The sequence below is a fragment of the Pseudomonas sp. PS01297 genome (genome assembly GCF_029959305.1).
GTDB lineage: Bacteria > Pseudomonadota > Gammaproteobacteria > Pseudomonadales > Pseudomonadaceae > Aquipseudomonas > Aquipseudomonas helleri.
This window is the reverse complement of record NZ_JASCPQ010000062.1, coordinates 1-25,838: the sequence shown is the minus strand read 5'-3', so window position 1 is coordinate 25,838 and position 25,838 is coordinate 1. Positions and strand designations below refer to the sequence as shown.

Genomic DNA, 25,838 nt, shown 5'->3' with positions numbered 1-25,838 from the left:
GGAGCGAGCTTGCTCGCGATCTGTTGATCTTGATCCGGCTTTTGATCTAAGAGGCCCCGTTAAACCACGCTGGCCGAACGCAGGTTTTGCGCAGAGGGTAACCCGGCAGGACGCCGGGTTAGCCGCGACACGGTCAGGGATGGCCGATCGCGGCGGGCCCTCGGAGCAAGGCCTGTGGTGAGGGCATGCCGAGCCACAGCGAGGCACCGAGGGGTTGGGGCAAAAAGCGTTTGGTTACTTTGCGCTTTCAAAGTGACGCGCCGTAAGGGCGGAACCCTAAGCGGCCGTTACCGCAGTAATGGATATGTACTCAAATCAAGAGCAACCCTCACCCTAGCCCTCTCCCGAAGGAGAGGGAACCGATTGGGGGATGCTGAAGATATTCGGTGGCCTGTTTGATGCGCGTCAGCGCGGCGTCGAAGACGACACAGCTGCTCCTACAGAATGGTGCAGGGCACGTTTTACAAAGCCTTGCGCTGCTGCTTGCGCCGCTTCCACTGCCGGCTGACCCACCAGCGCCAATACACCATGGTCAAGCAGTAACCCACCCCGCCCAGCACCACCCCGCACACCACCGAACCCAATAAAAACGGCTGCCACACGGTCGAGAGCTGGCTGCTGATCCATGCCCACGTGAGTTCATCGGGCATGCTGCGGGCCGGAACGTCCATCAGCCATGCGCCCAGCACATAGGTGCAGTAAAAAATCGGCGGCATGGTGATCGGGTTGGTCAGCCAGACCAGGCTGACCGAAATCGGCATGTTGCTGCGCACCATGATCGCCAGGCAGGCGGCCAGGAGCATTTGAAAGGGCATGGGGATAAAAGCGGCAAACAGACCCACCGCCATCGCCCGGGCGACAGAGTGACGATTGAGGTGCCAGAGGTTGGGGTCATGCAGCAGTGAGCCCAAAAACCGTAAGGATTTGTGTTCCTTGATGCGCGCCGGATCTGGCATGAAACGTTTGATTGAACGCCGTGGCATGGGCTTCTCGCTTGGAACAGGGAGGCAGTATGCCCACATTTTGCAGGTCGACTCTTCAGACTTTGTGACAATGTTTTAGGGCGCGACGATAAATCCCGGCTAATCCGAGGGCAGGGATTACTGCGGATCAGGTTATGTACTCAGGGATGTTGGCGCTGGCTTCGGGCTTGATCGTGCTGCGCTTTTTACCGGCAATACCCGCCCTGGAGTGGGTGTTGTTGATGCTGGGTGCCGGGCTGTTGCTGATGGTGGTGCGAGTTTATCCGGCAGGGCTTTTTCTGCTTGGGCTGAGCTGGGCCTGTGTGCAGGGGCAGTCGGCGCTTGATGATCGGCTGTCGCCTGCGCTGGATGGCCGCACGTTATGGGTCGAGGGGCGGGTGGTCGGTTTGCCGCAGCAGTCCGACGCGGCCGTACGTTTTGAGTTGCGTGATGCGTATTCGCGCCACGCCACATTGCCTTCTACCTTGCGCTTGAGCTGGTACGGCGGGCCGCCGGTCAATAGCGGCGAGCGTTGGCGACTGGCGGTCACTCTCAAACGGCCCAAAGGGCTGCTTAACCCCCGAGGCTTCGATTATCAGGCCTGGCTGTTGGCCCAGCGCATTGGCGCCTCGGGCACCATCAAGGATGGTCAGTTATTGGCGCCCGCCCGGCATGCCTGGCGCGACGGTTTGCGCCAGCGGTTGCTGCAAACCGACGCTAACGGCCGGGCGCCATGGTTGGCCGCATTGGTGATGGGCGATGGTTCGGGGTTAAGCGTTGACGACTGGAAGCTGCTGCAAGCGACCGGCACGGTACATTTGCTGGTGATCTCGGGGCAGCACATTGGCCTGTTTGCCGGCCTGATTTATGGCTTGGTGGCGTTGCTGGCGCGTTACGGCCTGTGGCCACGACGGCTGCCGTGGTTGCCCTGGGCGTGCGGCCTGGCTTTTGCCGGAGCACTGGGTTACGGCGTGCTGGCTGGTTTTGAGGTGCCAGTACAGCGGGCCTGCGCCATGCTAGGGCTGGTGTTGATATGGCGCCTGCGGTTTCGCCACTTAGGTGTGTGGTTGCCCTTTTTGCTGGCGCTCAACGCGGTGCTGATCATTGAACCGCTGGCCAGCTTGAGGGCAGGTTTTTGGCTATCGTTCGCCGCCGTTGCGGTGCTGATTTTTACTTTTAGCTCACGCTTGGGCCCGTGGAGCTGGCGAGCGGCATGGCTGCGCCCGCAAGGGTTGATCGCGGTGGGCTTGTTCCCGATGTTGTGGGTTCTCGGGCTGCCCATCAGCCTGTCCGGCCCGCTGGCCAATCTGGTAGCGGTGCCGTGGATCAGCCTGTTGGTGTTGCCTGCGGCGTTGCTGGGCACGGTGTTGCTGCCGGTGCCCTGGGTCGGTGAAGGGTTGCTGTGGGTGGCGGGCGGCTTGCTCAATGGCCTGATTTGGGGGCTCACAGGGCTGGCCGGGACGCTGTCGCCCTGGTTGCCTGCCAGCGTGCCGATCAGTGTCTGGCTGTTGGCTGCGCTCGGTGCCTGGCTGCTGTTGCTGCCTGCCGGGATGGTGCTGAGGCCACTGGGCTGGCCGTTGGTGCTGCTGGCAGTGTTTGCCCCGCGAACGCTTGTCCCGCCGGGCCAGGCAGAGGTGCTGCAACTGGATGTCGGCCAAGGCCTGGCAATCATCGTGCGAACTCGTCATCACACGCTGCTGTACGACGCGGGGCCAAAAGTGCGCAACCTTGACCAAGGCGAGCGCGTGGTGGTCCCGGCACTGCAAGCGATGGGCATCGGTACGCTGGACATGATGCTGATCAGTCACGCCGATTCGGATCACGCGGGCGGTGCGCTGGCGGTACAACGGGCAATGAAGGTGAAACGGGTGGTCAGCGGTGATGTGCCGCTATTGGCCGAACAGCTTCAGGCCCAGCCTTGTAACAGTGGTGAGCGCTGGGAATGGGACGGGGTGACGTTTGCGTTGTGGCAATGGGACGGCGCGACCGACGGTAATCAGCGCTCGTGCGTGTTGCAGATCGAAGCCAGCGACGAACGGTTGCTGTTGACCGGTGATATCAATATCGACGCCGAGCGGGCCTTTCTCGACAGCCCCCTGGCGGTGCCCACGCACTGGTTGCAGGCGCCACACCACGGTAGCCGCACCTCGTCCTCGATGGTCTTTCTAAAAAACCTGTCACCTTCGGCAGTGTTGATCTCCAGAGGGCATGGCAATACCTTTGGGCATCCACATCCGCAGGTGATGGCGCGCTACAAGGCGCTGGGCATGGGGATCTGGGACAGCGCCGAACACGGTGCCATACGCTTTCGGCTGGGCACCTTCGGGGTGGCCGAAAGCCTGCGCGAGCAGCGGCGGTTCTGGCGGGATTAACGTCGACCTTGTGGTAAAGTGGCGCACTTTTTCGAGGGGATTGTCACTGTGTGGGAACTGGTCAAATCCGGCGGCTGGATGATGCTGCCGATCATTCTGAGTTCTGTTGCTGCGCTGGGCATTATTGTCGAGCGCCTGTGGACCCTGCGCGCCAGCCGCGTGACCCCGCCGCACTTGCTCGGGCAGGTGTGGGTCTGGATCAAGGACAAACAGCTGGACAAAGAAAAACTCAAGCAACTGCGCGCTGACTCCCCGCTCGGTGAAATCCTGGCGGCTGGCCTGGCCAACTCCAAGCATGGTCGCGAGATCATGAAAGAGTGCATTGAAGAAGCCGCTGCCCGGGTTATCCACGAGCTGGAGCGCTACCTCAACGCCTTGGGCACGATTGCTGCGATGGCGCCGTTGCTGGGCCTGTTGGGCACGGTGTTGGGCATGATCGATATTTTCAGCGCCTTTATGGGCACCGGCATGACCACCAACGCGGCGGTGCTCGCGGGCGGGATTTCCAAGGCATTGATCACTACTGCTGCGGGTTTGATGGTGGGGATTCCGTCGGTGTTCTTCCACCGTTTCCTGCAGCGCCGGGTCGACGAGTTGGTGGTCGGCATGGAGCAGGAAGCGATCAAGCTGGTTGAAGTGGTGCAGGGCGACCGAGAAGTCGACATGGTCGGGAGCAAAGCGTGAAATTTCGCCGCAAGCCACGGGAAACGGTCGACATCAACCTCGCGTCGCTCATCGACGTGGTGTTCATTCTGCTGCTGTTTTTTGTGGTCACCACTACGTTCACCCGCGAGACACAACTGCGCGTCGACCTGCCCGAGTCGGTCAGCGGCGCGCCGACCGAAGATCAGAACACCAAGTTGCTGGACATTGCCATCAGCGCCGACGGGGTGTTTTCGGTCAACAACCAGTTGCTGCCGAAAAACGATCTGGCAAGCCTGATGGACGCACTGCGTACGGCCTCGGGCGGCGACACCAGCCTGCCGCTGTCGATCAGCGCTGACGGCAAGGCTCAGCACCAGTTCGTGATTACGGCGATGGATGCCGCCGGCAAGCTCGGCTTCAGCCATTTGCGCATGACCACCGTTGAGTCGCAGGCGACCCCCTGATGGCCCTGTCTGATCGTTTGTTGCGTGCCTGGTACACCGGGCATCCGCTGCTTAAATTGCTGAGCCCGCTGGAATGCCTCTACCGCCGTGTGGTTGAGCGCAAGCGTGCGCGGTTTATGGCGGGCGAGGGCGAGATCTATCGCGCCCCGGTGCCGCTGGTGGTGGTCGGCAATATCACCGTGGGCGGCACCGGCAAAACGCCGTTGATCTTGTGGTTGATCGAGCATTGCCAGCGCAATGGCCTGCGGGTGGGCGTGGTCAGCCGAGGCTATGGCGCCAAGCCGCCACAGTTGCCTTGGCGTGTGACCGCGCAGCAACCTGCGGCGCAGGCCGGTGATGAGCCGCTATTGATCGTGCAGCGCACCGGCGTGCCGCTGATGATCGACCCCGACCGCAGCCGCGCAGTCAAAGCCTTGCTCGACAGCGAGCCGCTGGATCTGATCCTCTCGGATGACGGCTTGCAGCATTACCGGCTGGCCCGTGATCTGGAGTTGGTGCTGATCGACAACGCCAGAGGCTTGGGCAACGGCCATTGCCTGCCCGCCGGGCCATTGCGCGAGCCCGTCGAGCGCTTACAGAGCGTAGATGCGGTGCTGTATAACGGCGCCGAGCGCGATCCGCAGGCGGGTTTTGCCTTTAAATTGCAGCCCACGGCGTTGATCAATCTGCGCAGCGGAGAACGTCAGGCGCTGGACTTTTTCCCGGCCGGCCAAGCGCTGCATGCGGTCGCCGGGATCGGTAACCCGCAGCGTTTCTTCACCACCCTTGAAGCGCTACACTGGCGGCCAATCACCCATGCTTTCGCTGACCATGCGCCGTACAGTGCCGAGGTCTTGAATTTTACGCCGCCGCTGCCCGTGGTCATGACTGAAAAGGACGCCGTGAAATGCCGCGACTTTGCGTCACCCGACTGGTGGTATCTGGCGGTCGACGCGGTTCCATCAGAGGCCTTTGTCCTTTGGTTTGACCAACAGCTAAAGCGTCTTTTGCCCTAACTCATTTTTACTTTTCGGGAATTCCTATGGACACCAAACTGCTCGATATCCTCGCTTGCCCAGTGTGCAAAGGCCCGCTCAAACTCAGCGCCGACAAAACCGAGCTGATCAGCAAGGGCGCCGGCCTGGCTTACCCGATCCGCGATGGCATTCCGGTCATGCTGGAAACCGAAGCCCGTACCCTGAGCACCGACGAGCGCCTGGATAAATGACCCCGACCTTTACCGTGGTAATTCCATCGCGGTTTGCCTCGACACGTTTGCCAGGCAAGCCGCTGCAAATGATCGCGGGCAAGCCGATGGTCCAGCACGTCTGGGAGCAAGCCTGCAAAAGCAGCGCCCAGCGTGTGGTCGTCGCCACCGACGATGCGCGCATTGTTGAGGCCTGCCAGGCGTTTGGCGCCGAGGTGGTCTTGACCCGCGCAGACCACGAGTCCGGCACTGACCGTCTGGCCGAAGTCGCCGCACAGTTGGGCCTGGCCAGCGATGCCATCGTGGTCAACGTCCAGGGTGACGAGCCGTTGATCCCGCCCGCATTGATTGATCAAGTGGCCGCGAACCTGGCCGCCCACGCCGAGGCGGGCATCTCGACCCTGGCTGAGCCGATTGCAGACGTTGAGCAATTGTTCAACCCCAACGTGGTCAAGGTGGTCAGCGATATCAATGGCCTGGCCCTGACGTTCAGCCGTGCCACCTTGCCGTGGGCGCGGGATGAGTTCGCCCAACAGCCCGACGCATTGCCTGCCGGTGTGCCGTACCGTCGCCACATTGGCATTTACGCCTACCGTGCCGGTTTCCTCCAGGACTTCGTCAACTGGGGCCCGTGCTGGCTCGAGAACACCGAGCGTCTTGAGCAGTTGCGCGCCCTGTGGCATGGCGTGCGGATCCACGTCGCTGATGTGCTTGAAGCGCCGCCAGCCGGTGTCGATACCCCTGAAGACCTTGAGCGCGTTCGGCGTTTGCTGGAGGGTTAATGCGCGTCCTGTTTGTGTGTCTGGGCAATATTTGCCGCTCACCCACCGCAGAAGGCGTGTTGCGCCAAAAGCTGCGTGACGCCGGTTTGGCTGAGCGCATCGAGGTGGCCTCTGCCGGGACGGGGGGCTGGCACGCGGGCGAAGCGCCGGACGTGCGCAGCCAGCGGGCGGCCAAGCGCCGCGGCTATGACTTGTCGGCGCAACGTGCGCAGCAAGTCAGTGCTGCCGACTTCAATCGCTATGGCCTGATTCTGGCGATGGACAAGAGCAATTTGCGTGACCTCAGCGCCTTGCAGCCCGCAGGCGCCAAGGCTGAGCTGGATTTGTTCTTGCGTCGTTATGCAGCGGTCAAGGATGAAGTCCCGGACCCTTACTACGATGGCGAACAGGGCTTTGAGGAAGTGCTCGACCTGGTTGAGCGTGCGTGCGATTTGTTGGTGATTGAATTGAAGGGCCGTTTATGAGTTTGCAGTTGCAGGTTGATGCGTCACTGAAGTCATTCAACAGTTTCGGCGTGGAGGCTCGTGCCAGCCTGCTGGCCGAAGCGCACACCGACAGTGATGTGCGTGAAGCCCTGCACTATTCGGCCGAGCAACAACTGCCGTTGCTGGTAATTGGCGGCGGCAGCAATCTGTTGCTCACCGGCGACGTTCACGCCCTGGTGCTGCGCATGGCCAGTCGCGGTATTCGGGTGCTTGCCGACGATGGCCAGCGCACCGTCGTCGAGGCCGAGGCGGGGGAGGTCTGGCACGCTTTTGTGCTGTGGACATTGGAGCAAGGGTTATCCGGCCTGGAAAACCTCAGTTTGATCCCCGGCACCGTGGGCGCCGCACCGATGCAGAACATTGGCGCCTATGGCGTCGAGATCAAGGACGTGTTCGAGGGCCTGACAGCCCTGGACCGCCACACCGGCCAATTGCGTGAGTTCAGCCTGGCCGAGTGCGAGTTTGGCTACCGCGACAGCATCTTCAAGCAGCAGCCGGGCCGCTGGTTGATTTTGCGCGTGCGTTTTGCCCTTAACCGCGCTGAGCGTCTGCATCTGGAATACGGCCCGGTGCGCCAGCGTTTAAGCGAGCAGGGCGTTGAGCAGCCCACGGCCAAAGATGTAAGCCGGGCCATTAGCAGCATCCGCAGCGAAAAACTGCCGGACCCTGCGGTGTTGGGCAATGCTGGCAGCTTCTTCAAAAACCCGCTGGTGTCGGCTCAGCAGGCGGACGAGTTGAAGCTCGCCCATCCGGGGCTGATCGGTTATCCACAGGCCGATGGCCAGGTCAAACTGGCGGCAGGCTGGTTGATTGAAGCCGCAGGCTGGAAAGGCTTTCGCGAGGCGGATGCCGGTGTGCACCGCTTGCAGTCGCTGGTGCTGGTGAACTATGGCGCGGCCACCGGCTTGCAGCTGCTGGCCCTCGCGCAACGTATTCAGGCCGATATCCAGCAGCGTTTTGCAGTGCAACTCGAGATGGAACCCAACGTGTATTAAGGGCGGCAGTCTCGCTGGCTGATTTCACGCCCACGCAGGCTTGGTGTGTATCCCACTGTTTTTCAGGTCTGGACGATTCATGAAGCAACTACCCGCGTGTGCGTTAGCGATAACCCTGGTGACGTTGAGCGGCTGCATGACGGCCCCGCCCAGGGACCAAAACAATCTGTGCAACATCTATCGCCAATACCCGGCCTGGTACAAGGATTCGGTGGCGATGCAGACGCAGTGGGGCACACCGCCCAATGTGGCCATGGCGATCATGAAGCAGGAGAGCAGCTTTGTGGCCGACGCACTACCGCCGCGCGCCTACCTGCTGTGGGTGATACCATGGGGTCGGGTCAGCCCGTCCTATGGTTATGCACAGGCCCAGCCGCCCGCCTGGAAAGACTTTGAGCGGGCGATGGGGCGCTCAGGTTCGCGGGACAACTATGCCGACGCCATCATGTTTATCGGCTGGTACACCGCAGGCACCCAGCGTCAGCTGGGAATTTCCAAGTGGGATGCCTATAACCAGTACCTGGCATATCACGAAGGGCGTGGCGGTTTCACCCGCAACACCTACCGTGAAAAGCCTTGGCTGATGCAGGTGTCGCGCAAGGTTCAGCAGCAATCGCAAACCTATGGCGCACAACTTGCGCAGTGCCGCGACGAACTGGAGAAAGAGCGCCGCTCGTTCTGGTTTTTCTGATTGCACAAGAGAATAAAAAAAGCCCCGCCAGTTCAGAACTGGCGGGGCTTTTTAGTGGCCGACGGAATTAGGCGAGGGGTTTAGACTCGTGTTCCTGTTCCGTGGCTGCTGCTTTCGCGGCGGCTGCTTCAGCTTCACGCTTGCGGCGGCGTACTTCACGCGGGTCGTTAGGTGCACGACCGTTGCTCGGTGCACTGACAACCGGCGCTGTTACCACAACTTCAACCACTTCAGTGGTTTCGACCACTTCAACCGGAGCCGGTTGGGCCACAACGGCTGTCTCGACGACAGCCGCTTCAGCCACAACCACTTCAGCGACTGGTTCAGCGACTGGCGCTGGAGCTGTCTCGACAATGGCAGGCTCGGCAATTGGCTCGCGGACAACACGGGCTTCCTTGGCGTGCTCAGGCGCTTTCTCGACGACTGGCGTCTCGATCACCGGCGCTTCTTCGCGTGGCGCTTCTACTGCCGGGGCTTCGACGACGGCCTCAACCACAGGCTCTGGCGCGGCAATGACCGGTGTTTCGACAACCGGAGCAGGCTCGGCAACTGCCTTGACTTCAGGTTCAGCCTGCACTGCTGGCACTTCAACTTCTGGTGCCTTGATCGCTTCAACCGGAGTAGTTGTTTCAACAACCGGAGCTTCAACCACTGGTGTTTCGACAACCGGCGCTTCAACCGCTGGGGTTGGCACGATGGCCACTTCAGTGGTTTGCGCTTCTACCGCTGCCACGGTTTCGGCAGGTGCCGATTCCTGAATGGCTTGGGTAGCCCGTTCTGCTTGCTCGTTGGCCTGGGCTTCAGCAGGAGCGCTGATGGCCTGGGTGTGAGCGGCTTGTTGTTCAGCGACGTGCTCGGCAGCGACTTGAGGTGCGGCAGCAGCGTTTTCGGCGGTGGCTTCTTCGCTGTTTTCTTCCGAACCTTCGATTACGTTGCCGTTGGCATCGCGTTGACGTTCACGACGGTTGCTGCGACGACGCTGACCACGGGAGCGACGACGTGGGCGATCACCCTCGTTGTTGTCCTGGTTGTCGTCCTGCGCCTGCTCTTCGTGGGTCGCGACTTCTTCGTCTTCAACAACAGGTGCTGGAGCCTGGGTTTCGCGTGGTGCACGTTCTTCACGTGGTGCGCGAGGTTGACGCTCTTCGCGCGGCGCACGGGCCGGACGTTCTTCTTCGGTCGCGACAACGGCAGCAGCTGCAGCCACTGCCGGGGCAGCGTCCAGAGGCTCGCGCAGTTCGCGAACGCGCTCTTCACGCTCGCCGCGTGGCTTGCGTTCTTCGCGTGGTGGGCGAGGTGCGCGCTCTTCACGTGGCGGACGCGGTGCACGCTCTTCGCGAGCGGTGGTTACGGTTGGGGCTTCTTCACGCGGCTCACGAAGTTCGCGCGGGGCGCGTTCTTCACGAGGGGCGCGTTCTTCGCGCGGAGCACGCTCTTCACGTGGCTTGCGCTCTTCGTCACGGCGACCGTTGCGGTTACGGTTTTGCTGGCGGCCATTGCGACGTTCTTCGTTGCGCGCAGGGCGCTCGGTAGCCGCCGGTTTTTCAACCACGGCAGGTGCAGCAGGCTCTTCCTTGGCGGCGAACAGGTTAACCAGCGACTTCACCAGGCCTTTGAACAGGCTTGGCTCGGCGGCTTTTGGTGCTGGTGCGGCAACCGGTGCGGCCACTTCGGTCGGGACCGGAGCCGAGGCGCGGGCCGGTGCAGTTTTAACAGCAGCTTCCTGACGAACCAGGGTGCGGGTCGCAGCGGCTGGCTGGACTTCTTCCACTTCGGCGGCAGCGGCAGCAATTTCGTAGCTGGACTGGTTGTTGTTGGCTTCCGGGCTGTCATCACGCAGGCGCTGAACTTCGAAGTGCGGCGTTTCGAGGTGATCGTTCGGCAGGATGATGATGCGTGCGCGGGTGCGCAGTTCGATCTTGGTGATCGAGTTGCGTTTTTCGTTGAGCAGGAACGCTGCCACCGGGATCGGCACCTGGGCGCGAACTTCGGCAGTGCGGTCTTTCAGGGCTTCTTCTTCGATCAGGCGCAGGATGGCCAGCGACAGCGACTCAACATCACGGATGATGCCGGTGCCGTTGCAACGCGGGCAGACAATGCCGCTGCTTTCGCCCAGGGATGGACGCAGGCGCTGACGGGACATTTCCAGCAAGCCAAAGCGCGAGATGCGGCCTACTTGTACGCGGGCGCGGTCGGCTTCCAGGCACTCGCGGACTTTTTCTTCCACGGCGCGCTGGTTTTTGGCTGGGGTCATGTCGATGAAGTCGATGACGATCAGGCCGCCGATGTCGCGCAGGCGCAACTGACGGGCGATTTCTTCGGCCGCTTCAAGGTTGGTTTGCAGGGCGGTTTCTTCGATATCGCTGCCTTTGGTGGCGCGTGCCGAGTTGATGTCGATGGACACCAGGGCTTCGGTCGGGTCGATAACGATGGAGCCGCCGGAAGGCAGTTCAACGACGCGCTGGAAAGCGGTCTCGATCTGGCTTTCGATCTGGAAACGATTGAACAGCGGAACGCTGTCTTCGTAGAGTTTGATTTTGCTGGCGTACTGCGGCATCACCTGGCGAATGAAAGTCAGGGCTTCGTCCTGGGCTTCAACGCTGTCGATCAGCACTTCGCCGATGTCCTGGCGCAGGTAGTCGCGGATGGCGCGGATGATGACGTTGCTTTCCTGGTAGATCAGGAACGGCGCGGAGCGATCCAGCGAAGCTTCTTTGATGGCGGTCCACAGTTGCAGCAGGTAATCGAGGTCCCACTGCATTTCTTCGCTGCTGCGGCCCAGGCCTGCAGTGCGCACGATCAAGCCCATGTCGGCAGGGGCGATCAGGCCGTTCAGGGCTTCGCGCAGTTCGTTGCGCTCTTCGCCTTCGATGCGACGGGAAATACCGCCAGCACGCGGGTTGTTCGGCATCAGGACCAGGTAGCGGCCAGCGAGGCTGATGAACGTGGTCAGGGCTGCGCCCTTGTTGCCACGTTCTTCTTTTTCGACTTGCACGATAACTTCCTGGCCTTCGCTCAGGACGTCCTTGATATTTACGCGGCCTTCAGGAGCTTTCTTGAAGTACTCGCGGGAGATTTCTTTAAGGGGCAGGAAGCCGTGGCGCTCAGAGCCGAAATCGACAAAGGCAGCCTCAAGGCTGGGTTCGATGCGAGTAATACGGCCTTTATAAATGTTGGCTTTCTTTTGCTCGCGGGCACCGGACTCAATGTCCAGGTCGTAGAGGCGTTGGCCATCTACCAGTGCAACGCGCAACTCTTCGGGTTGAGTTGCGTTAATCAGCATTCTTTTCATGTTGTACCGTCGGTTTCCGGGCTACCGGAAACGGCGTTCGGCACACACGACTTCTCATGGTCGGTGTCAGGTGCGTCAGGAGTAGTTGGCCACTCCAGTGTCCAGCGAGGTTCGACCAATGGGGGCGAAGTCGCGACTTACGCTTCCTGCTTGCTGTGGTGACTTAATAAGCACTCAGTCAGGAGGAGGAATCAACCAGCGGCTGTGGACGAGATGAAGCGTCTTGATAAAGCCTATTGCTACACAGTCCGGCGGTTGTGCATCTCCACCCTACACGTATCCTTGATAATTCGGGTGCTGCCGCGCGCAGAATCCGCAGCGGGTTGGCATTTACCGTGTTCTCCAAAAGGGGAGTTCACGCATCATGGCTAATAAAGGCGATGGTTTCCGAAACAATCGCTCGAAAAACCCGAAGCTGACTGCACTTTGTGAACTGGCCGTGAATATCGGCGTAAAAGGCGAGTTTGCACTCTGCTTTCCAGGCTCGCTTCAGGCCTCATGTCACCTGCGCTTGTTACAACTCCAAGTGTTCCGTATGCAGCAAAAGCCCCGTAGGACGGCCTTCCGTCCTCGTGAAGAGCGTTGGTCAGGGTCGGTTATTCACCGTTATACCGCTGTCCAGGCCGCTTTTGGCGGCGTTCGCGACTATAGCAGTAATGATTAAGTGCTTCAATTCCATAAAAAATTGTTATCATCCGCGCCATGACGACGACTACCCCCCCGACCCCCAGCGTTCAGCTGCTTGAGGTCACGCCGGAATATGCCGGCCAACGCATCGACAATTTCCTCCTCGCACGGCTCAAGGGTGTTCCCAAGACCTTGATTTACCGCATTTTGCGTAAAGGCGAAGTGCGCGTGAACAAGGGCCGGATCAAGCCTGAGTACAAGCTGCAGGCGGGCGATATTGTGCGCGTGCCACCCGTTCGCGTGCCTGAGCGCGATGAGCCGGTGCCCGTGGCGCAAGGTTTGTTGCAGCGCCTTGAAGCGGCCATTGTCTACGAAGACAAGGCGCTGATTGTGCTCAATAAACCCGCCGGTATCGCGGTGCACGGCGGCAGCGGTTTGACATTTGGCGTGATTGAAGCCTTTCGTCAGTTGCGTCCGGAAATCAAAGAGCTTGAGCTTGTGCATCGCCTGGACCGTGATACTTCCGGCCTGCTGATGATTGCGAAAAAGCGCAGTATGTTGCGCCATTTGCACGAAGCTTTGCGCGGTGACGGTATCGACAAACGCTATATGGCGCTGGTGCGTGGGCGCTGGGAAACCTCGATCAAGCAGGTGCGTGCGCCGCTGATGAAGAGCAACCTGCGTTCGGGCGAGCGCATGGTTGAGGTGAACGAGGAGGGCAAGGAATCGGTGACCGTGTTCAAGGTGCTGCGCCGTTTCGGCGACTTTGCCACCATGGTCGAGGCCAAGCCGATCACCGGGCGTACCCACCAGATTCGCGTGCACACGCTGCATGCGGGCCATTGCATTGCCGGTGACAGCAAGTACGGCGATGAAGACTTCTCCAAAGAAATTCGTGATCTGGGCGGCAAGCGTTTGTTCTTGCATGCCTACATGCTGACCGTGCCGCTGCCGGACGGTGGCGAGTTGAAGTTGCAGGCTCCGGTTGACGACATGTGGGCCAAAACAGTGGAGCGTCTGAGTGCTGAGTGAGTACAAGCTGCTGATCTTCGATTGGGATGGCACGCTGGCTGATTCCGTGGGGCGGATTGTCACGGCGATGCGAGTCGCCGCGCAGCGCACAGGTCGTCCTGAGCGTGATGAAGCGTCCATTCGCGGGATTATCGGCTTGGGTTTGCCCGAGGCCATCCTGACGCTTTATCCGGACATGGCTGAGCCAGAAGTGGTTGTTTTTCGTCAGCATTACGCTGATGTCTATATCGCCATGGATGAGCAGCCTTCGCCATTGTTTGCGGGGGTGGCTGACACCCTTGAGGCGTTCCGGGCGGATGGCTACCGTTTGGCCGTTGCGACGGGCAAGGCGCGTCGCGGGCTTGATCGTGTGCTGAAGGTGCATGGCTGGGAGCGCTTTTTCGACGTCACCCGCGCTGCAGACGAAACCGCCAGCAAGCCGAACCCATTGATGCTCAATCAGATCCTCGCCCATTGCGACGTGCCGCCGAGCCAGGCGTTGATGGTCGGGGATGCGTCCTTTGACCTGCTGATGGCGCGCAACGCTGGTATCGACTCGGTTGCGGTGAGCTATGGTGCTCAGCCAGTGGAGCGTTTGCTGACGTTTGAGCCGCGCTTGGCAATTGATAAATTTCCCGAATTGCGTACCTGGCTGGGTCGGCAGGTTAAATAAAGTCTTTGCAGGGGTAGAGCATGGTTGATCAATGGAAGGCGCCTGCTGAAGGCGAGCCGACAGTCGGTGATGATAAAAGCTGGAAGCTGCTGGAAAAGACTTTGTTGGCGGGTGTGCAGGAGCAGCGTCGTGCGCGCCGCTGGGGCATCTTTTTCAAGTCGCTGACCTTCTTGTACCTGATCGCGATACTGTTTTTGTTTACCCCGTTGATGGACATGGAGCGCAGTGCAACCAAGGGCGCCGGTTATACCGCGCTGATTGATGTGCAGGGCGTGATTGCGGACAAAGAAGCTGCCAGTGCCGATAACCTGATCACCAGCTTGCGCGCTGCATTTGATGATCCCAAGGTCAAAGGTGTGGTACTGCGCATTAACAGCCCTGGCGGCAGCCCGGTGCAGTCGGGTTATGTGTACGACGAAATACGTCGTCTGCGTGGCCTGCACCCGGACACCAAGGTGTATGCGGTGATCTCTGATCTGGGTGCTTCGGGTGCGTATTACATTGCCAGTGCGGCCGATGAGATTTATGCCGACAAGGCGAGCCTGGTGGGTTCGATCGGTGTGACGGCGGCAGGTTTCGGCTTTGTCGGAGCCATGGAAAAGCTGGGGGTTCAGCGTCGTGCCTACACCTCGGGTGAGCACAAGGCTTTTCTTGACCCGTTTGAGCCTGAAAAACCGGATGAAACCAAGTTTTGGCAGGGTGTGCTGAACGTTACCCATGAGCAGTTCATTGCCAGCGTCAAGCAAGGGCGTGGCGATCGCCTGAAAGACAAAGATCACCCGGAGTTGTTCTCTGGTCTGGTCTGGACCGGGCAGCAAGCCTTGCCACTGGGTCTGATCGACGGCCTGGGCAGCGCCAGCTCGGTGGCGCGTGATGTGATCGGTGAAAAAGAGCTGGTCGACTTCACTGTGCAAGAATCGGCGCTTGACCGCTTCTCGAAAAAGCTGGGTGCCGGCGTGGCTGAGAAGCTGGCCATGTGGATGGGTTTTCAAGGCCCGACACTGCGCTGATCGTTAAGCACCAAAAAACCGGCCTGAATGGCCGGTTTTTTTATGGCTGAAAATCGGTCGGTAGGAGCGAGCTTGCTCGCGATCTTTTGATCTTTTAAAAGATCGCGAGGCAAGCTCGCTCCTACAGTTTCAGTTGGTCAAGGTAGGGCGACGCCTTGCGCCAGCAGCATGTCGACCAGGCGTATCAATGGCAGGCCGACCAGGCTGGTGGCGTCATCGCCTTCGGTGCGCTGGAACAGGCTCACGCCCAGGCCTTCGGCTTTAAAGCTGCCGGCGCAGTCGTAGGGTTCTTCGGCGTGCAGGTAGCGTTCTATCTGTTCGGCGTTCAAGTGGCGCATGTGCACGGTAAACGGTACGCAGTCGGTCTGGTAATGCCCGGTCTGGCTGTTGAGCAGGGTCAGGCCGGTCAGAAAGCTCACGCTGGCGCCGCTGGCGTTCAGCAATTGCTGGCGAGCCTTGTCGAAGGTGTGAGGTTTGCCGATGATCTGACCATTGAGTACCGCGACTTGATCAGAGCCGATAATCAGGTGCGCCGGATGGCTGGCGGCAAGGACTTGGGCCTTTTCCAGGGACAGGCGCTGGACCAGCTGCAGGGCGGACTCGCCGGGGCGATGGCTCTCGTCGATGTCGGGTGAGCTGCAGGTGAAGGGCAGGCGCAGGCGCGACAGTAAATCGCGACGATAAACCGAGCTTGAAGCGAGTAATAGAGGTAACATGCGCGACTCCTGTAGGCGGCCAGGAATTCTAACGAGAGTATCGGTTGTCGCACAGGCACAATTTCCTTTGACACGTGAGGGGCTCGTCCCTAGAATGCTGCGCCTATGTTGAATGACCCGATTCCATCTCACGTTGACCCGCGCAAATTAGCTGATCGCGGCACTACCCTTGAAGGTGAAGTGCTGCTGGCTGATTTGGAGAGACTCTGCGACCCTCTCGCCGACGATGTCGGTGTGGTCCAGGCTAAATTTGTTTTTGAGCGCGACGAGCGAAGATCTGTGGTAATCCACAGCTCCATCGATGTCGAGGTCAAAATGGTTTGCCAGCGTTGTCTTGAGCTGGTCACCCTGCCGATCCACAGCGAATGCAGTTATGCCGTGGTGAAAGAGGGTGCGAATACCCAGTCGTTACCGAAAGGTTATGACGTGCTGGAACTGGGCGAAGATCCTTTGGATCTGCATGCATTGATAGAAGAAGAGCTTCTGCTCGCCTTGCCTATCGTGCCTGCTCATCATCCGGAAGAATGCCAGCAGCCGGCGGGTCTCGACGAGCCCGAACCAGCCGAGGACGAGGTAACGCGGTCCAACCCGTTCAGTGTATTGGCGCAGTTAAAGCGTGACCCAAACGTTTAGGAGTTAATCAATTATGGCTGTTCAGCAGAACAAAAAATCCCGCTCTGCCCGTGACATGCGTCGTTCGCACGATGCTCTTTCGGCTAGCACTCTGTCTGTAGAAAAAACCACTGGTGAAGTTCACCTGCGTCACCACGTATCGCCAGAAGGCGTATACCGTGGTCGTAAAGTGATCGACAAGGGCGCTGACGAGTAATCACTTGTCCGTTCAGGTCATCGCGATCGACGCAATGGGCGGGGACTTCGGTCCCCGCAGCATTGTTCAGGCTTGCATTGCTTGCCTGTCTGCTACGCCCTCGCTGCATCTGACCCTCGTTGGTCAACCCTCCCTGCTTGAAGAATTGATCAGTAGCCATTCGGCTGTGGATCGCTCGCGCCTGACCATTACCCCAGCCTCTGAAGTGATCTCCATGAGTGAGCGGCCTTCGCACGCGTTGCGCAGCAAGCCGGATTCCTCGATGCGGGTGGCTCTTGAGTTGTTGCGTGATGGCAAGGTCCAGGCGTGTGTGAGCTCCGGCAACACCGGTGCGCTGATGGCGTTGTCCCGGCATGTGCTCAAGACCTTGCCTGGCATTGATCGCCCGGCGATGGTAGCGGCAGTTCCAACCCAGACCGGTTATTGCCAGGTACTGGATCTGGGGGCCAATGTCGATTGCACCGCTGAGCAGTTGTTTCAGTTTGCGCTGATGGGTTCGGTGGCGGCGCAGGCGTTAGGCATTGCCCGGCCCCGTGTTGCCTTGCTCAATATTGGCACTGAAGACGTCAAGGGCAATCAGCAGGTCAAGGAGGCAGCGGCTTTGTTGCAGGCGGCCTCGGGGTTGCACTACATCGGTTATGTAGAGGGCGATGGGGTGTACCGCGGCGAAGCAGATGTGGTGGTGTGCGATGGATTTGTCGGCAATATATTGCTCAAGTCCAGCGAAGGCCTGGCGACGATGATTTCGAGTCGGCTTGAGGCGGTGTTCAAACGCACGTTGTTCAGTCGCTGTGTGGGGGCGTTGGCATTGCCGTTGATGCGTCGCCTGCAAGCAGATCTGGCGCCCGCCCGGCATAACGGGGCGAGCTTTTTGGGGTTGCAGGGCATTGTGATCAAGAGTCACGGTTCGGCAGGTGCTCAGGGCTTTCAAAGTGCGATAGAGCGCGCATTGATTGAAATCCATGAAGACCTGCCAAAGCGTTTGCATGGACGTCTTGAAGGGTTGTTATCGTAGGCGTTTTGTTGGGCGAGTGCTTAAATGTGACCGCTCAGTCGAAACAGCCATCCAACTGTCAGTTTCTTGCGTCTGCCACTGCGCGACGTCAATTCACCGACGACAAGATCATTAGGGGCTTGTTACATGTCTACATCCCTCGCATTCGTCTTTCCAGGGCAGGGTTCGCAGTCCCTCGGCATGTTGGCCGAGCTGGGCGCGGCACATCCGCTGGTCCTGGAAACATTTAAAGAAGCGTCTGACGCTCTAGGGTATGACCTGTGGGCGTTGACCCAGAACGGTCCTGCTGAGCAGCTCAACCAAACCGACATTACTCAGCCTGCAATCCTGACGGCCTCTATCGCCTTGTGGCGTCTGTGGCTGGCCGAAGGTGGCAAGCGTCCTGACTTTGTTGCAGGCCATAGCCTGGGCGAGTACAGCGCACTGGTTGCGGCGGGCTGCCTGAGCCTCGCGGATGCCGTGAAGCTGGTTGAGCGCCGTGGTCGCCTGATGCAGGAAGCCGTACCGGCCGGTCAGGGCGCCATGGCGGCGATTCTGGGGCTGGACGACGCTGTGGTTATCAATGCGTGTGCTGAAGCGGCGCAGGGCGAAGTGGTTAGCGCGGTGAATTTCAACTCGCCGGGCCAGGTGGTTATCGCCGGTGCCAAAGCGGCTGTTGAGCGTGCCATGGAGCTGTGCAAAGCTGCTGGCGCCAAGCGCGCCTTGCCGTTGCCGGTGAGCGTGCCTTCGCACTGCGAGCTGATGCGACCTGCGGCTGAGCGTTTTGCTGAGTCTATCGAAGCGATTGACTGGCAGGCGCCGCAAATCAAGCTGGTACAAAACGTCAGTGCGGCGATCGCCCCGGATCTGGCCACCCTCAAGCGCGATCTGCTTGAGCAACTGTACAAGCCAGTACGTTGGGTCGAGTCGGTTCAGACGCTGGCGGCCAACGGCCCGGTTGATTTGGTTGAATGCGGCCCGGGCAAAGTCCTGGTGGGCATCAGCAAGCGTTGCGCTGAAGGCGTGACGACGCACAATTTGAACACCCCGGATGCCTTCGCTGCCGCTCGTGCAGCGCTGGTCTGAATCTGAATTAGGAGAAGCCTGCATGAGCTTGCAAGGTAAAGTTGCACTGGTAACGGGCGCTAGCCGTGGCATTGGTCAGGCTATCGCGTTGGAGTTGGGTCGTCAGGGCGCCGTGATCATCGGCACCGCGACTTCGGCTTCCGGTGCCGAGCGTATTGCTGCCACCCTGAAAGAAAACGGTGTTCAAGGCACTGGCATGGAACTCAATGTCACCAGCGACGAATCCGTTGCTGCAGTGTTGGCGAGCATTCAGGAGCAATTCGGGGCGCCGGCCATTTTGGTCAATAATGCCGGCATCACCCGCGATAACCTGATGATGCGCATGAAAGATGACGAGTGGCATGATGTTGTCGATACCAACCTGAACAGTCTGTTCCGCTTGTCCAAGGGCGTTTTGCGCGGCATGACCAAGGCCCGTTGGGGGCGAATTATCAGTATTGGTTCGGTTGTGGGTGCCATGGGCAACGCAGGCCAAGTAAACTATGCCGCCGCCAAGGCAGGCCTTGAAGGTTTTAGCCGTGCATTGGCACGTGAAGTGGGCTCGCGCTCGATCACTGTCAACTCGGTAGCACCAGGGTTCATCGACACCGATATGACCCGTGAACTGCCAGAAGCACAGCGCGAAGCCTTGCTGACGCAGATTCCGCTGGGCCGTTTGGGCCAGGCTCAAGAGATCGCAAATGTGGTCGCTTTCCTGGCTTCTGACGGTGCAGCCTACGTGACTGGAGCTACAATTCCGGTCAACGGCGGGATGTACATGAGTTAAATGTGACGGATTGCTTCAAAAAAATGTCATACGAGCTGTCTAAAATCCGTTATAAAGCTGCAATCTATTTATAGGTGGCCGGTGAATGATGGGTGAGTACAAAGCTTTCAGTTGAAAAACTGAAAAGCCTTTCGATACACTTGCCCACTGGCCAGCTGCCTGAATTTGTCCATTAGGAGTGAAAACAAGGTATGAGCACCATCGAAGAACGCGTCAAGAAAATCGTTGCCGAGCAACTGGGCGTTAAAGAAGAAGAAGTGGTTAACACTGCTTCCTTCGTTGAAGACCTGGGCGCCGACTCCCTTGACACCGTTGAGCTTGTGATGGCTCTGGAAGAGGAATTCGAGACTGAGATTCCTGACGAAGAAGCTGAAAAGATCACTACTGTACAAGCCGCTATCGATTACGTTACTGCCCACCAGGCGTAATAGTTTGTAATCGCTGCGCGCTGTCATGGAAAAACCGCACTGCCGCTCTGGCGTGCGGTTTTTTCTTTAGGTGTGATGCAAAGTGTCGTCAATAGAATAAAGGAGAGTGCTGTGTCGCGTAGACGCGTCGTAGTCACCGGTATGGGGATGTTGTCGCCACTGGGTGCCGATGTACCAAGCACCTGGCAAGGCATTCTGGCAGGCCGAAGTGGCATTGGTCTGATCGAACACACGGATCTTTCTGCCTATTCCACCCGTTTTGGCGGCTCGGTACAGGGCTTTAACGTTGAGGATTACCTCTCCGTCAAAGAGGCCCGCAAACTTGACCTGTTTATTCAGTACGGTTTGGCAGCTGGCTTTCAGGCGGTGCGTAACGCCGGGCTTGAAGTCACCGATGCCAATCGCGAACGTATTGGTGTGGCGATGGGGTCGGGTATTGGCGGTTTGACCAATATCGAAGAAACCAGCCGTACCTTGCATGATCAAGGCCCGCGACGGATTTCTCCGTTTTTTGTGCCGGGTTCGATCATCAATATGATTTCCGGTTTTCTGTCTATCCACTTGGGTACACAGGGACCTAACTACGCTGTGTCGACGGCGTGTACCACAGGTACACACTGCATCGGCATGGCTGCACGCAACATTGCCTACGGCGAAGCTGACGTGATGATTGCCGGTGGTGCCGAAATGGCCGCCTGCGGTCTGGGCATGGGCGGCTTTGGTGCTTCCCGTGCGCTGTCGACCCGTAACGACGACCCAACGCGGGCGAGCCGTCCGTGGGACAAAGGCCGTGATGGCTTTGTACTGTCTGACGGTGCCGGTGCGCTGGTCCTCGAAGAGCTGGAGCACGCCAAGGCGCGTGGCGCGACCATCTATGCCGAACTGATTGGTTTTGGCATGAGCGGCGATGCGTTCCACATGACCTCGCCACCGGCTGACGGAGCGGGCGCTGCGCGTTGCATCACCAATGCCTTGCGCGATGCCAATGTGAACGTTGACCAAGTGCAGTACATCAACGCCCACGGCACCTCGACGCCTGCTGGCGACCTGGCAGAAGTGTCGGCCATCAAGTCGGTGTTTGGCGACCACGCCTACAACCTGGCGGTGAGCTCGACCAAGTCGATGACCGGTCACTTGCTGGGTGCAGCAGGCGCGGTTGAGGCGATCTTCAGCGTACTGGCAATCAACAGCCAGGTGGCGCCGCCGACCATCAACCTCGACGAGCCTGATGAAGGCTGTGACCTGGATTTTGTCGCGCACACCGCGCGCGAAATGCCGATCGACGTCGTGCTGTCCAACTCCTTCGGTTTTGGTGGCACCAACGGCTCGCTGGTGTTCCGCCGGTACGCCGACTGATGCAAAGCTGGGTCGACGGTCAGCCGGCGAGCGCTCTGGCGTCGCTGAAAGACCGTGGGCTGGCCTACGGCGATGGTCTGTTTGAGACCATCGCGGTCAAGGCTGGCCGGCCGTTGCTGCTGGACCTGCACTTGCAGCGTCTGGCGCACGGCTGTTCCCGTTTGGCGATGGCTGCGGATCACACTTTGATCCGCAGCGAATTGCTGGCCTATGCGCAAGCGATGGGCGAGGGCGTCCTCAAGCTCATCCTGACCCGCGGCGACAGCCTGCGCGGTTACAGCTTCACTGCCGAGGCTCAACCTCGACGAATTCTGCAAGCCAGCCCTGCCGCTGCTTACCCTGAAGCCTATGGGGCACACGGGGTTCAGCTGTTTGACTGCGCCACCCGTTTAGCTGAGCAGCCGCTGTTGGCGGGGCTCAAACACCTTAATCGCCTCGAACAGGTGATTGCGCGCTCCGAATGGCAAGACCCGGCCTATGCCGAGGGGTTGATGCGCGATACGTCGGGGCGAGTGATTGAAGGGGTGTTCAGCAACCTGTTTTTAGTCCGCGACGGCGGCTTGATCACCGCCGACCTGCAGCGTTGCGGTGTGGCCGGCGTGATGCGTGTCGCTTTGTTGGCGCACGCTGAACAACTGGCCATCCCGTGCCAAATCACTGACATCAGCCTTGCCCAGTTGCAGCAGGCCGATGAAGTCTTCCTCTGCAACAGCGTGTATGGCATTTGGCCCGTGCGCGCGTTTGCAGACCTGAGCTGGCCGGTGGGGCCACTCACCCGTAAACTGCAAGGCATTGCTCGCACCTTACTGGATGTTTGATACGTGAAACGCAAATTCTTGGTGCTGCTGGAGATGGGTCTGGTGCTGGCGGGCTTACTGCTGGGCGCAAGCGCCTGGAAGCTCGACTCGGCGCTGGAACAGCCACTGAACCTGACGCAAGAGCAACTGCTTGACGTACCGGCGGGCGCTACCCCGACCGGCACCTTTAACCGACTTGAAGCGGACAAAACGCTGCAGGATGCGTTCTGGCTGCGTTTGTACTGGCGCTTCAATATGGCGGGCCAGCCTTTGCACAGCGGCGAGTACCGCATGACGCCGGGCATGACTGCGCAAGACCTGATTGGTCTATGGCAGCGGGGCGAAGTGGTGCAATACAGCCTGACCCTGGTCGAAGGCTGGAACTTCCGCCAAGTACGCAGCGCCTTGGCCAAGCATGAAAAAATCGAGCAGACCCTCGACGGCCTGAGCGACAGCGAAGTCATGGCCAAGCTCGGACACCCGGGAGAATTTCCCGAAGGCCGGTTCTTCCCGGACACCTATCGCTTTGTGCGTGGCATGACGGACGCTCAGTTGCTCGAAAAAGCCTATGACCGCCTCGAGAAAGTCTTGGCGCAGGAGTGGGAAAAACGCGACGCCGACTTGCCCTATGACGATCCCTACAAAGCGTTGATCATGGCCTCGCTGATTGAAAAAGAAACCGGTGTGCCGCAAGAGCGCGGGCAAATTGCCGGGGTCTTTGTGCGCCGAATGAAAATCGGCATGCCGCTGCAAACCGACCCGACCGTGATCTACGGCCTCGGTGAGCGTTACAACGGCAAACTGACCCGCGCCCATTTGCGCGAGCCGACGCCGTATAACACCTACACGATTCCCGGCATGCCGCCTACACCGATTGCCATGGTCGGCCGCGAAGCGATTAATGCCGCCTTGCATCCGGTGGCGGGCAGCAGCCTGTACTTTGTGGCCAAGGGCGATGGCAGCCATACGTTTTCTGACAATTTGGATGCGCACAACAATGCAGTGCGCGAATACCAGATCAAACGCCGTGCTGACTACCGCTCGAGCCCTGTACCCGTGCCGGCGCCTGCGGCAGAACCGGCCGCTGACCCGGCGCCTGCCGTCGAACCGGCACCCGCTGAGCAACCAGCGCCAAGCCCGCAATGACATTGATTAAGGAAAGCTGCCTGTGACTGGCCTGTTTATTACCCTGGAAGGCCCCGAAGGCGCGGGCAAGAGCACCAACCGCGAATACCTGGCGGAGCGTCTGCGCGAAGCGGGTATCGACGTGGTTTTAACCCGCGAACCCGGCGGCACGCCGCTGGCTGAAAAGATTCGCGAGTTGCTGCTGGCGCCCAGCGATGAAGCCATGTGTGCCGACACTGAGCTGCTGCTGGTGTTTGCCGCCCGTGCCCAGCATTTGGCCGAAGTGATTCGCCCGGCACTGGCGCGGGGCGCCGTGGTGCTGTGCGATCGCTTTACCGATGCCACTTACGCGTATCAGGGCGGCGGCCGTGGTTTGTCACAGGAGCGCATTGCGACCCTGGAAGCCTTCGTTCAAGGCACTTTGCGCCCAGACCTGACCCTGGTCTTTGACCTGCCGATTGAAGTGGGCATGGCCCGCGCCAGCGCCCGTGGTCGGCTGGACCGCTTCGAACAGGAAGGTCGTACCTTCTTTGATGCGGTGCGCAGCACCTACCTTGCCCGTGCGCAGGCCGCGCCCGAGCGCTACCGGCTGATCGATGCCGCGCAATCACTGGAAAATGTGCAGGGGCAACTTGATCGCTTGTTGCCGCACGTGCTGGATGTGTGCCGTGGCTGAGGCTTATCCATGGCAGGACAGTCTGTGGCAGCAGCTGGCGGGGCGTGAACAGCATGCCCACGCGTATCTGCTGCACGGGCCAGCGGGCATCGGCAAGCGGGCGCTGGCTGAGCGCCTGATGGCGCGCCTGCTGTGCCAATCGCCTGCTGGGCTTGATGCTTGCGGCCAGTGCAAATCCTGCTTGTTACTGGCGGCTGGCAGCCACCCCGACAACTACATCCTTGAACCAGAAGAAGCCGACAAGCCAATCAAGGTCGACCAGGTGCGTGATCTGGTCAGCTTTGTGGTGCAAACCGCGCAATTGGGCGGGCGCAAAGTGGTGCTGGTTGAGCCGGTCGAGGCCATGAACATCAATGCGGCCAACGCGCTGCTCAAAAGCCTTGAAGAGCCGTCCGGCAATACGGTTTTGTTGTTGGTCAGCCACCAGTCGAGCCGTTTGTTGCCGACCATTCGCAGCCGCTGCGTGCAGCAAGCCTGCCCATTGCCCAGCGCCGCCATGAGCGAGCAATGGCTGGCCAGCGCCTTGCCGGAATGCAGCAGCGACGAGCGGTCGCAGCTGTTAACGTTGGCCGCGGGCTCGCCGTTGGCAGCGGTCAAGTTGCAGGCCCAAGGCGTGCGTGAGCAACGGGCTGCGGTCGTGGACGGGGTCAAGAAGCTGCTCAAGCGTGAAGCCTCTGCCACCCAATTGGCTGAAGGCTGGAATGCCATTCCTTTGCTGTTGTTGTTTGACTGGTTTTGCGATTGGTCGAGCCTGATCTTGCGTTACCAGTTGACCGAGGACGAAACCGGCCTGGGGCTGGAAGACATGCGCAAAGTGCTGCAATACCTGGCGCAGAAAACCCCGCAGGACAAAGTCTTGACTATTCAGGACTGGATCCTTGCTCAGCGCCAAAAAGTATTGGGCAAGGCCAACCTCAACCGTGTGTTGCTGCTGGAAGCCCTACTGGTGCAATGGGCAAGCCTGCCCGGCCAGCGCTGATTTGATTGATTTGATGAGCAGGTAATTTTTGTATGTTGGTTGACTCCCATTGCCACCTTGACCGTCTTGACCTGAACGCTCACGACGGTTCCCTGGACGCCGCCCTTGAGGCTGCGCGCCAGCGGGGCGTCGGGCATTTCCTGTGCATTGGCGTGAGTGCCGACAACGCCGCAGACGTCAAAGCCCTGACCGAGCGTTATGCCGATGTGGATTGCTCGGTGGGCGTGCATCCGCTGGACGTGCAGCCGGGGGCGGCGCCTGCATTGGGCTGGCTGCTGAGCGAATTGAACCACCCGCAGGTGGTGGCGATTGGTGAAACCGGTCTGGACTACCACTACGAACCTGAAGCGGCCGAGCTGCAACAGCTGTCGTTTCGGGTTCATCTGGAAGCGGCGCAGCAGACCGGCAAGCCGGTGGTGATCCACACCCGTGGCGCCCGCGCTGACACCCTGGCCATGCTGCGCGAGGCGGCACTGCCCCAGGCAGGTGTGCTGCACTGCTTCACTGAAGACTGGGACATGGCCAAGGCGGCATTGGACATGGGTTATTACATCTCGTTGTCGGGGATTGTGACCTTTCGCAACGCCGATGCGTTGCGCGATGTTGCCAGCAAGGTGCCAGCGGATCGCTTGCTGGTCGAAACCGACTCGCCTTACCTGGCGCCGATCCCCCATCGCGGCAAGCCGAACCTGCCGCAATACGTGCGTGAAGTGGCTGAGTTTCTGGCCATGTTGCGCGGTGAGTCCTACGAGCGCTTCGCCGAGCAGACCACCGAAAACTTCAAACGCCTGTTCCCGCTGGCCCGCGTCAAAGCTTAAACCTGCCGATACCCCTGTAGGAGCGAGCTTGCCTCGCGATCTTTTGGAAAATCAAAAGATCGCGAGGCAAGCT

28 protein-coding genes are annotated in these 25,838 nt (G+C 59.8%); 25 read left to right on the top strand and 3 right to left on the bottom strand.

Annotated features, from left to right (window positions below; translation table 11 throughout):
- Window positions 1-461: 461 nt before the first annotated feature.
- A complete protein-coding gene (locus QMX84_RS17905) occupies window positions 462-983 on the bottom strand; it encodes a DUF2062 domain-containing protein (RefSeq protein WP_153335400.1) in 522 nt (173 codons plus the stop codon).
- A gap of 134 nt (window positions 984-1,117) precedes the next feature.
- Between QMX84_RS17905 and QMX84_RS17900 the strand changes: the two genes are divergently transcribed.
- From QMX84_RS17900 to QMX84_RS17860, 9 genes are all read left to right on the top strand, one after another.
- Window positions 1,118-3,334 carry a DNA internalization-related competence protein ComEC/Rec2 gene (locus QMX84_RS17900; RefSeq protein WP_262126794.1) on the top strand — a complete coding sequence of 739 codons (2,217 nt, stop codon included), beginning with the start codon at window positions 1,118-1,120 and terminating at the stop codon, window positions 3,332-3,334.
- A gap of 48 nt (window positions 3,335-3,382) precedes the next feature.
- Window positions 3,383-4,018 (top strand): MotA/TolQ/ExbB proton channel family protein, encoded by a 636-nt coding sequence (locus tag QMX84_RS17895; protein ID WP_048373695.1) that lies wholly within the window; start codon window positions 3,383-3,385, stop codon window positions 4,016-4,018.
- The gene (locus tag QMX84_RS17890; RefSeq protein ID WP_262126793.1) at window positions 4,015-4,443 is read left to right on the top strand and encodes a biopolymer transporter ExbD; all 429 of its coding nucleotides are present in this window, start codon (window positions 4,015-4,017) and stop codon (window positions 4,441-4,443) included. Before QMX84_RS17895 ends, QMX84_RS17890 begins: the two co-directional genes overlap by 4 nt.
- Window positions 4,443-5,438 (top strand): tetraacyldisaccharide 4'-kinase, encoded by a 996-nt coding sequence (lpxK, locus tag QMX84_RS17885; RefSeq protein WP_262126792.1) that lies wholly within the window; start codon window positions 4,443-4,445, stop codon window positions 5,436-5,438. The genes QMX84_RS17890 and lpxK overlap by 1 nt, the downstream gene beginning before the upstream one ends.
- Before the next feature lie 26 nt (window positions 5,439-5,464).
- Window positions 5,465-5,650 (top strand): Trm112 family protein, encoded by a 186-nt coding sequence (locus QMX84_RS17880; protein WP_003442540.1) that lies wholly within the window; start codon window positions 5,465-5,467, stop codon window positions 5,648-5,650.
- Entirely contained in the window at window positions 5,647-6,411 is a 765-nt protein-coding gene (gene kdsB / locus QMX84_RS17875; RefSeq protein WP_262126791.1) for a 3-deoxy-manno-octulosonate cytidylyltransferase, read from the top strand. Before QMX84_RS17880 ends, kdsB begins: the two co-directional genes overlap by 4 nt.
- Window positions 6,411-6,875, top strand: a complete 465-nt coding sequence (locus tag QMX84_RS17870; RefSeq protein WP_282364429.1) for a low molecular weight protein-tyrosine-phosphatase — start codon at window positions 6,411-6,413, stop codon at window positions 6,873-6,875. The genes kdsB and QMX84_RS17870 overlap by 1 nt, the downstream gene beginning before the upstream one ends.
- Complete coding sequence (murB, locus tag QMX84_RS17865; RefSeq protein WP_262126789.1) at window positions 6,872-7,891, top strand: UDP-N-acetylmuramate dehydrogenase; 1,020 nt, start codon at window positions 6,872-6,874, stop codon at window positions 7,889-7,891. Before QMX84_RS17870 ends, murB begins: the two co-directional genes overlap by 4 nt.
- Before the next feature lie 79 nt (window positions 7,892-7,970).
- Window positions 7,971-8,582 carry a hypothetical protein gene (locus tag QMX84_RS17860; RefSeq protein WP_282364428.1) on the top strand — a complete coding sequence of 204 codons (612 nt, stop codon included), beginning with the start codon at window positions 7,971-7,973 and terminating at the stop codon, window positions 8,580-8,582.
- Between the two features lie 67 nt (window positions 8,583-8,649).
- Here QMX84_RS17860 and rne read toward each other — a convergent pair whose 3' ends face one another.
- Window positions 8,650-11,865, bottom strand: a complete 3,216-nt coding sequence (gene rne, locus QMX84_RS17855; RefSeq protein ID WP_282364427.1) for a ribonuclease E — start codon at window positions 11,863-11,865, stop codon at window positions 8,650-8,652.
- 373 nt (window positions 11,866-12,238) lie between these two features.
- Between rne and QMX84_RS17850 the strand changes: the two genes are divergently transcribed.
- The 4 genes from QMX84_RS17850 to sppA are packed head-to-tail and all read left to right on the top strand — an operon-like array spanning window position 12,239 to window position 15,195.
- Window positions 12,239-12,538, top strand: a complete 300-nt coding sequence (locus QMX84_RS17850; RefSeq protein WP_148070699.1) for a hypothetical protein — start codon at window positions 12,239-12,241, stop codon at window positions 12,536-12,538.
- Between the two features lie 38 nt (window positions 12,539-12,576).
- Window positions 12,577-13,533: a 23S rRNA pseudouridine(955/2504/2580) synthase RluC gene (gene rluC / locus QMX84_RS17845; RefSeq protein ID WP_262126786.1), complete on the top strand. Its 957-nt coding sequence runs from the start codon at window positions 12,577-12,579 to the stop codon at window positions 13,531-13,533.
- Window positions 13,523-14,185 (top strand): HAD-IA family hydrolase, encoded by a 663-nt coding sequence (locus QMX84_RS17840; protein ID WP_262126785.1) that lies wholly within the window; start codon window positions 13,523-13,525, stop codon window positions 14,183-14,185. The genes rluC and QMX84_RS17840 overlap by 11 nt, the downstream gene beginning before the upstream one ends.
- Before the next feature lie 20 nt (window positions 14,186-14,205).
- Window positions 14,206-15,195, top strand: coding sequence for a signal peptide peptidase SppA (gene sppA / locus QMX84_RS17835; protein ID WP_282364426.1), 990 nt, complete (start codon window positions 14,206-14,208; stop codon window positions 15,193-15,195).
- Between the two features lie 137 nt (window positions 15,196-15,332).
- Here the strand turns inward: sppA and QMX84_RS17830 are convergent, their stop codons facing one another.
- A complete protein-coding gene (locus tag QMX84_RS17830) occupies window positions 15,333-15,911 on the bottom strand; it encodes a nucleoside triphosphate pyrophosphatase (RefSeq protein ID WP_282364425.1) in 579 nt (192 codons plus the stop codon).
- A 105-nt stretch (window positions 15,912-16,016) separates the two neighbouring features.
- Between QMX84_RS17830 and QMX84_RS17825 the strand changes: the two genes are divergently transcribed.
- From QMX84_RS17825 to QMX84_RS17770, 12 genes are all read left to right on the top strand, one after another.
- Window positions 16,017-16,544 (top strand): YceD family protein, encoded by a 528-nt coding sequence (locus tag QMX84_RS17825; protein WP_048373990.1) that lies wholly within the window; start codon window positions 16,017-16,019, stop codon window positions 16,542-16,544.
- Between the two features lie 13 nt (window positions 16,545-16,557).
- The gene (gene rpmF, locus QMX84_RS17820) at window positions 16,558-16,740 is read left to right on the top strand and encodes a 50S ribosomal protein L32 (RefSeq protein WP_008375086.1); all 183 of its coding nucleotides are present in this window, start codon (window positions 16,558-16,560) and stop codon (window positions 16,738-16,740) included.
- A 4-nt stretch (window positions 16,741-16,744) separates the two neighbouring features.
- Window positions 16,745-17,755, top strand: a complete 1,011-nt coding sequence (plsX, locus tag QMX84_RS17815; protein WP_262126782.1) for a phosphate acyltransferase PlsX — start codon at window positions 16,745-16,747, stop codon at window positions 17,753-17,755.
- Between the two features lie 126 nt (window positions 17,756-17,881).
- The gene (fabD, locus tag QMX84_RS17810; RefSeq protein WP_153335559.1) at window positions 17,882-18,820 is read left to right on the top strand and encodes an ACP S-malonyltransferase; all 939 of its coding nucleotides are present in this window, start codon (window positions 17,882-17,884) and stop codon (window positions 18,818-18,820) included.
- A gap of 22 nt (window positions 18,821-18,842) precedes the next feature.
- Window positions 18,843-19,586: a 3-oxoacyl-ACP reductase FabG gene (fabG, locus tag QMX84_RS17805; RefSeq protein ID WP_282364424.1), complete on the top strand. Its 744-nt coding sequence runs from the start codon at window positions 18,843-18,845 to the stop codon at window positions 19,584-19,586.
- A 191-nt stretch (window positions 19,587-19,777) separates the two neighbouring features.
- Window positions 19,778-20,014, top strand: coding sequence for an acyl carrier protein (gene acpP / locus QMX84_RS17800; RefSeq protein ID WP_007987170.1), 237 nt, complete (start codon window positions 19,778-19,780; stop codon window positions 20,012-20,014).
- Between the two features lie 111 nt (window positions 20,015-20,125).
- On the top strand, window positions 20,126-21,370 hold the full coding sequence (fabF, locus tag QMX84_RS17795) for a beta-ketoacyl-ACP synthase II (protein WP_262126781.1): 1,245 nt from the start codon (window positions 20,126-20,128) through the stop codon (window positions 21,368-21,370).
- Window positions 21,370-22,188, top strand: coding sequence for an aminodeoxychorismate lyase (pabC, locus tag QMX84_RS17790; RefSeq protein WP_282364423.1), 819 nt, complete (start codon window positions 21,370-21,372; stop codon window positions 22,186-22,188). Before fabF ends, pabC begins: the two co-directional genes overlap by 1 nt.
- Window positions 22,189-22,191: 3 nt before the next feature.
- Complete coding sequence (gene mltG, locus QMX84_RS17785; RefSeq protein ID WP_282364422.1) at window positions 22,192-23,313, top strand: endolytic transglycosylase MltG; 1,122 nt, start codon at window positions 22,192-22,194, stop codon at window positions 23,311-23,313.
- 22 nt (window positions 23,314-23,335) lie between these two features.
- Complete coding sequence (tmk, locus tag QMX84_RS17780) at window positions 23,336-23,968, top strand: dTMP kinase (protein WP_282364421.1); 633 nt, start codon at window positions 23,336-23,338, stop codon at window positions 23,966-23,968.
- Window positions 23,961-24,947 (top strand): DNA polymerase III subunit delta', encoded by a 987-nt coding sequence (locus QMX84_RS17775; RefSeq protein WP_282364420.1) that lies wholly within the window; start codon window positions 23,961-23,963, stop codon window positions 24,945-24,947. Before tmk ends, QMX84_RS17775 begins: the two co-directional genes overlap by 8 nt.
- 32 nt (window positions 24,948-24,979) lie before the next feature.
- Window positions 24,980-25,765, top strand: a complete 786-nt coding sequence (locus QMX84_RS17770) for a TatD family hydrolase (protein ID WP_153335564.1) — start codon at window positions 24,980-24,982, stop codon at window positions 25,763-25,765.
- The last annotated feature ends 73 nt before the right edge of the window (window positions 25,766-25,838 follow it).

Coding starts and splice junctions, on each gene's coding strand:
- QMX84_RS17905 (WP_153335400.1), bottom strand. CDS start 983: ATGCCACGGCGTTCAATCAAACGTTTCATGCCAGATCCGGCGCGCATC.
- QMX84_RS17850 (WP_148070699.1), top strand. CDS start 12,239: ATGGCTAATAAAGGCGATGGTTTCCGAAACAATCGCTCGAAAAACCCG.
- rpmF (WP_008375086.1), top strand. CDS start 16,558: ATGGCTGTTCAGCAGAACAAAAAATCCCGCTCTGCCCGTGACATGCGT.
- QMX84_RS17770 (WP_153335564.1), top strand. CDS start 24,980: ATGTTGGTTGACTCCCATTGCCACCTTGACCGTCTTGACCTGAACGCT.
- QMX84_RS17870 (WP_282364429.1), top strand. CDS start 6,411: ATGCGCGTCCTGTTTGTGTGTCTGGGCAATATTTGCCGCTCACCCACC.
- QMX84_RS17900 (WP_262126794.1), top strand. CDS start 1,118: ATGTACTCAGGGATGTTGGCGCTGGCTTCGGGCTTGATCGTGCTGCGC.
- kdsB (WP_262126791.1), top strand. CDS start 5,647: ATGACCCCGACCTTTACCGTGGTAATTCCATCGCGGTTTGCCTCGACA.
- sppA (WP_282364426.1), top strand. CDS start 14,206: ATGGTTGATCAATGGAAGGCGCCTGCTGAAGGCGAGCCGACAGTCGGT.
- lpxK (WP_262126792.1), top strand. CDS start 4,443: ATGGCCCTGTCTGATCGTTTGTTGCGTGCCTGGTACACCGGGCATCCG.
- fabG (WP_282364424.1), top strand. CDS start 18,843: ATGAGCTTGCAAGGTAAAGTTGCACTGGTAACGGGCGCTAGCCGTGGC.
- rne (WP_282364427.1), bottom strand. CDS start 11,865: ATGCTGATTAACGCAACTCAACCCGAAGAGTTGCGCGTTGCACTGGTA.
- fabD (WP_153335559.1), top strand. CDS start 17,882: ATGTCTACATCCCTCGCATTCGTCTTTCCAGGGCAGGGTTCGCAGTCC.
- QMX84_RS17880 (WP_003442540.1), top strand. CDS start 5,465: ATGGACACCAAACTGCTCGATATCCTCGCTTGCCCAGTGTGCAAAGGC.
- rluC (WP_262126786.1), top strand. CDS start 12,577: ATGACGACGACTACCCCCCCGACCCCCAGCGTTCAGCTGCTTGAGGTC.
- murB (WP_262126789.1), top strand. CDS start 6,872: ATGAGTTTGCAGTTGCAGGTTGATGCGTCACTGAAGTCATTCAACAGT.
- pabC (WP_282364423.1), top strand. CDS start 21,370: ATGCAAAGCTGGGTCGACGGTCAGCCGGCGAGCGCTCTGGCGTCGCTG.
- QMX84_RS17830 (WP_282364425.1), bottom strand. CDS start 15,911: ATGTTACCTCTATTACTCGCTTCAAGCTCGGTTTATCGTCGCGATTTA.
- acpP (WP_007987170.1), top strand. CDS start 19,778: ATGAGCACCATCGAAGAACGCGTCAAGAAAATCGTTGCCGAGCAACTG.
- QMX84_RS17860 (WP_282364428.1), top strand. CDS start 7,971: ATGAAGCAACTACCCGCGTGTGCGTTAGCGATAACCCTGGTGACGTTG.
- QMX84_RS17825 (WP_048373990.1), top strand. CDS start 16,017: ATGTTGAATGACCCGATTCCATCTCACGTTGACCCGCGCAAATTAGCT.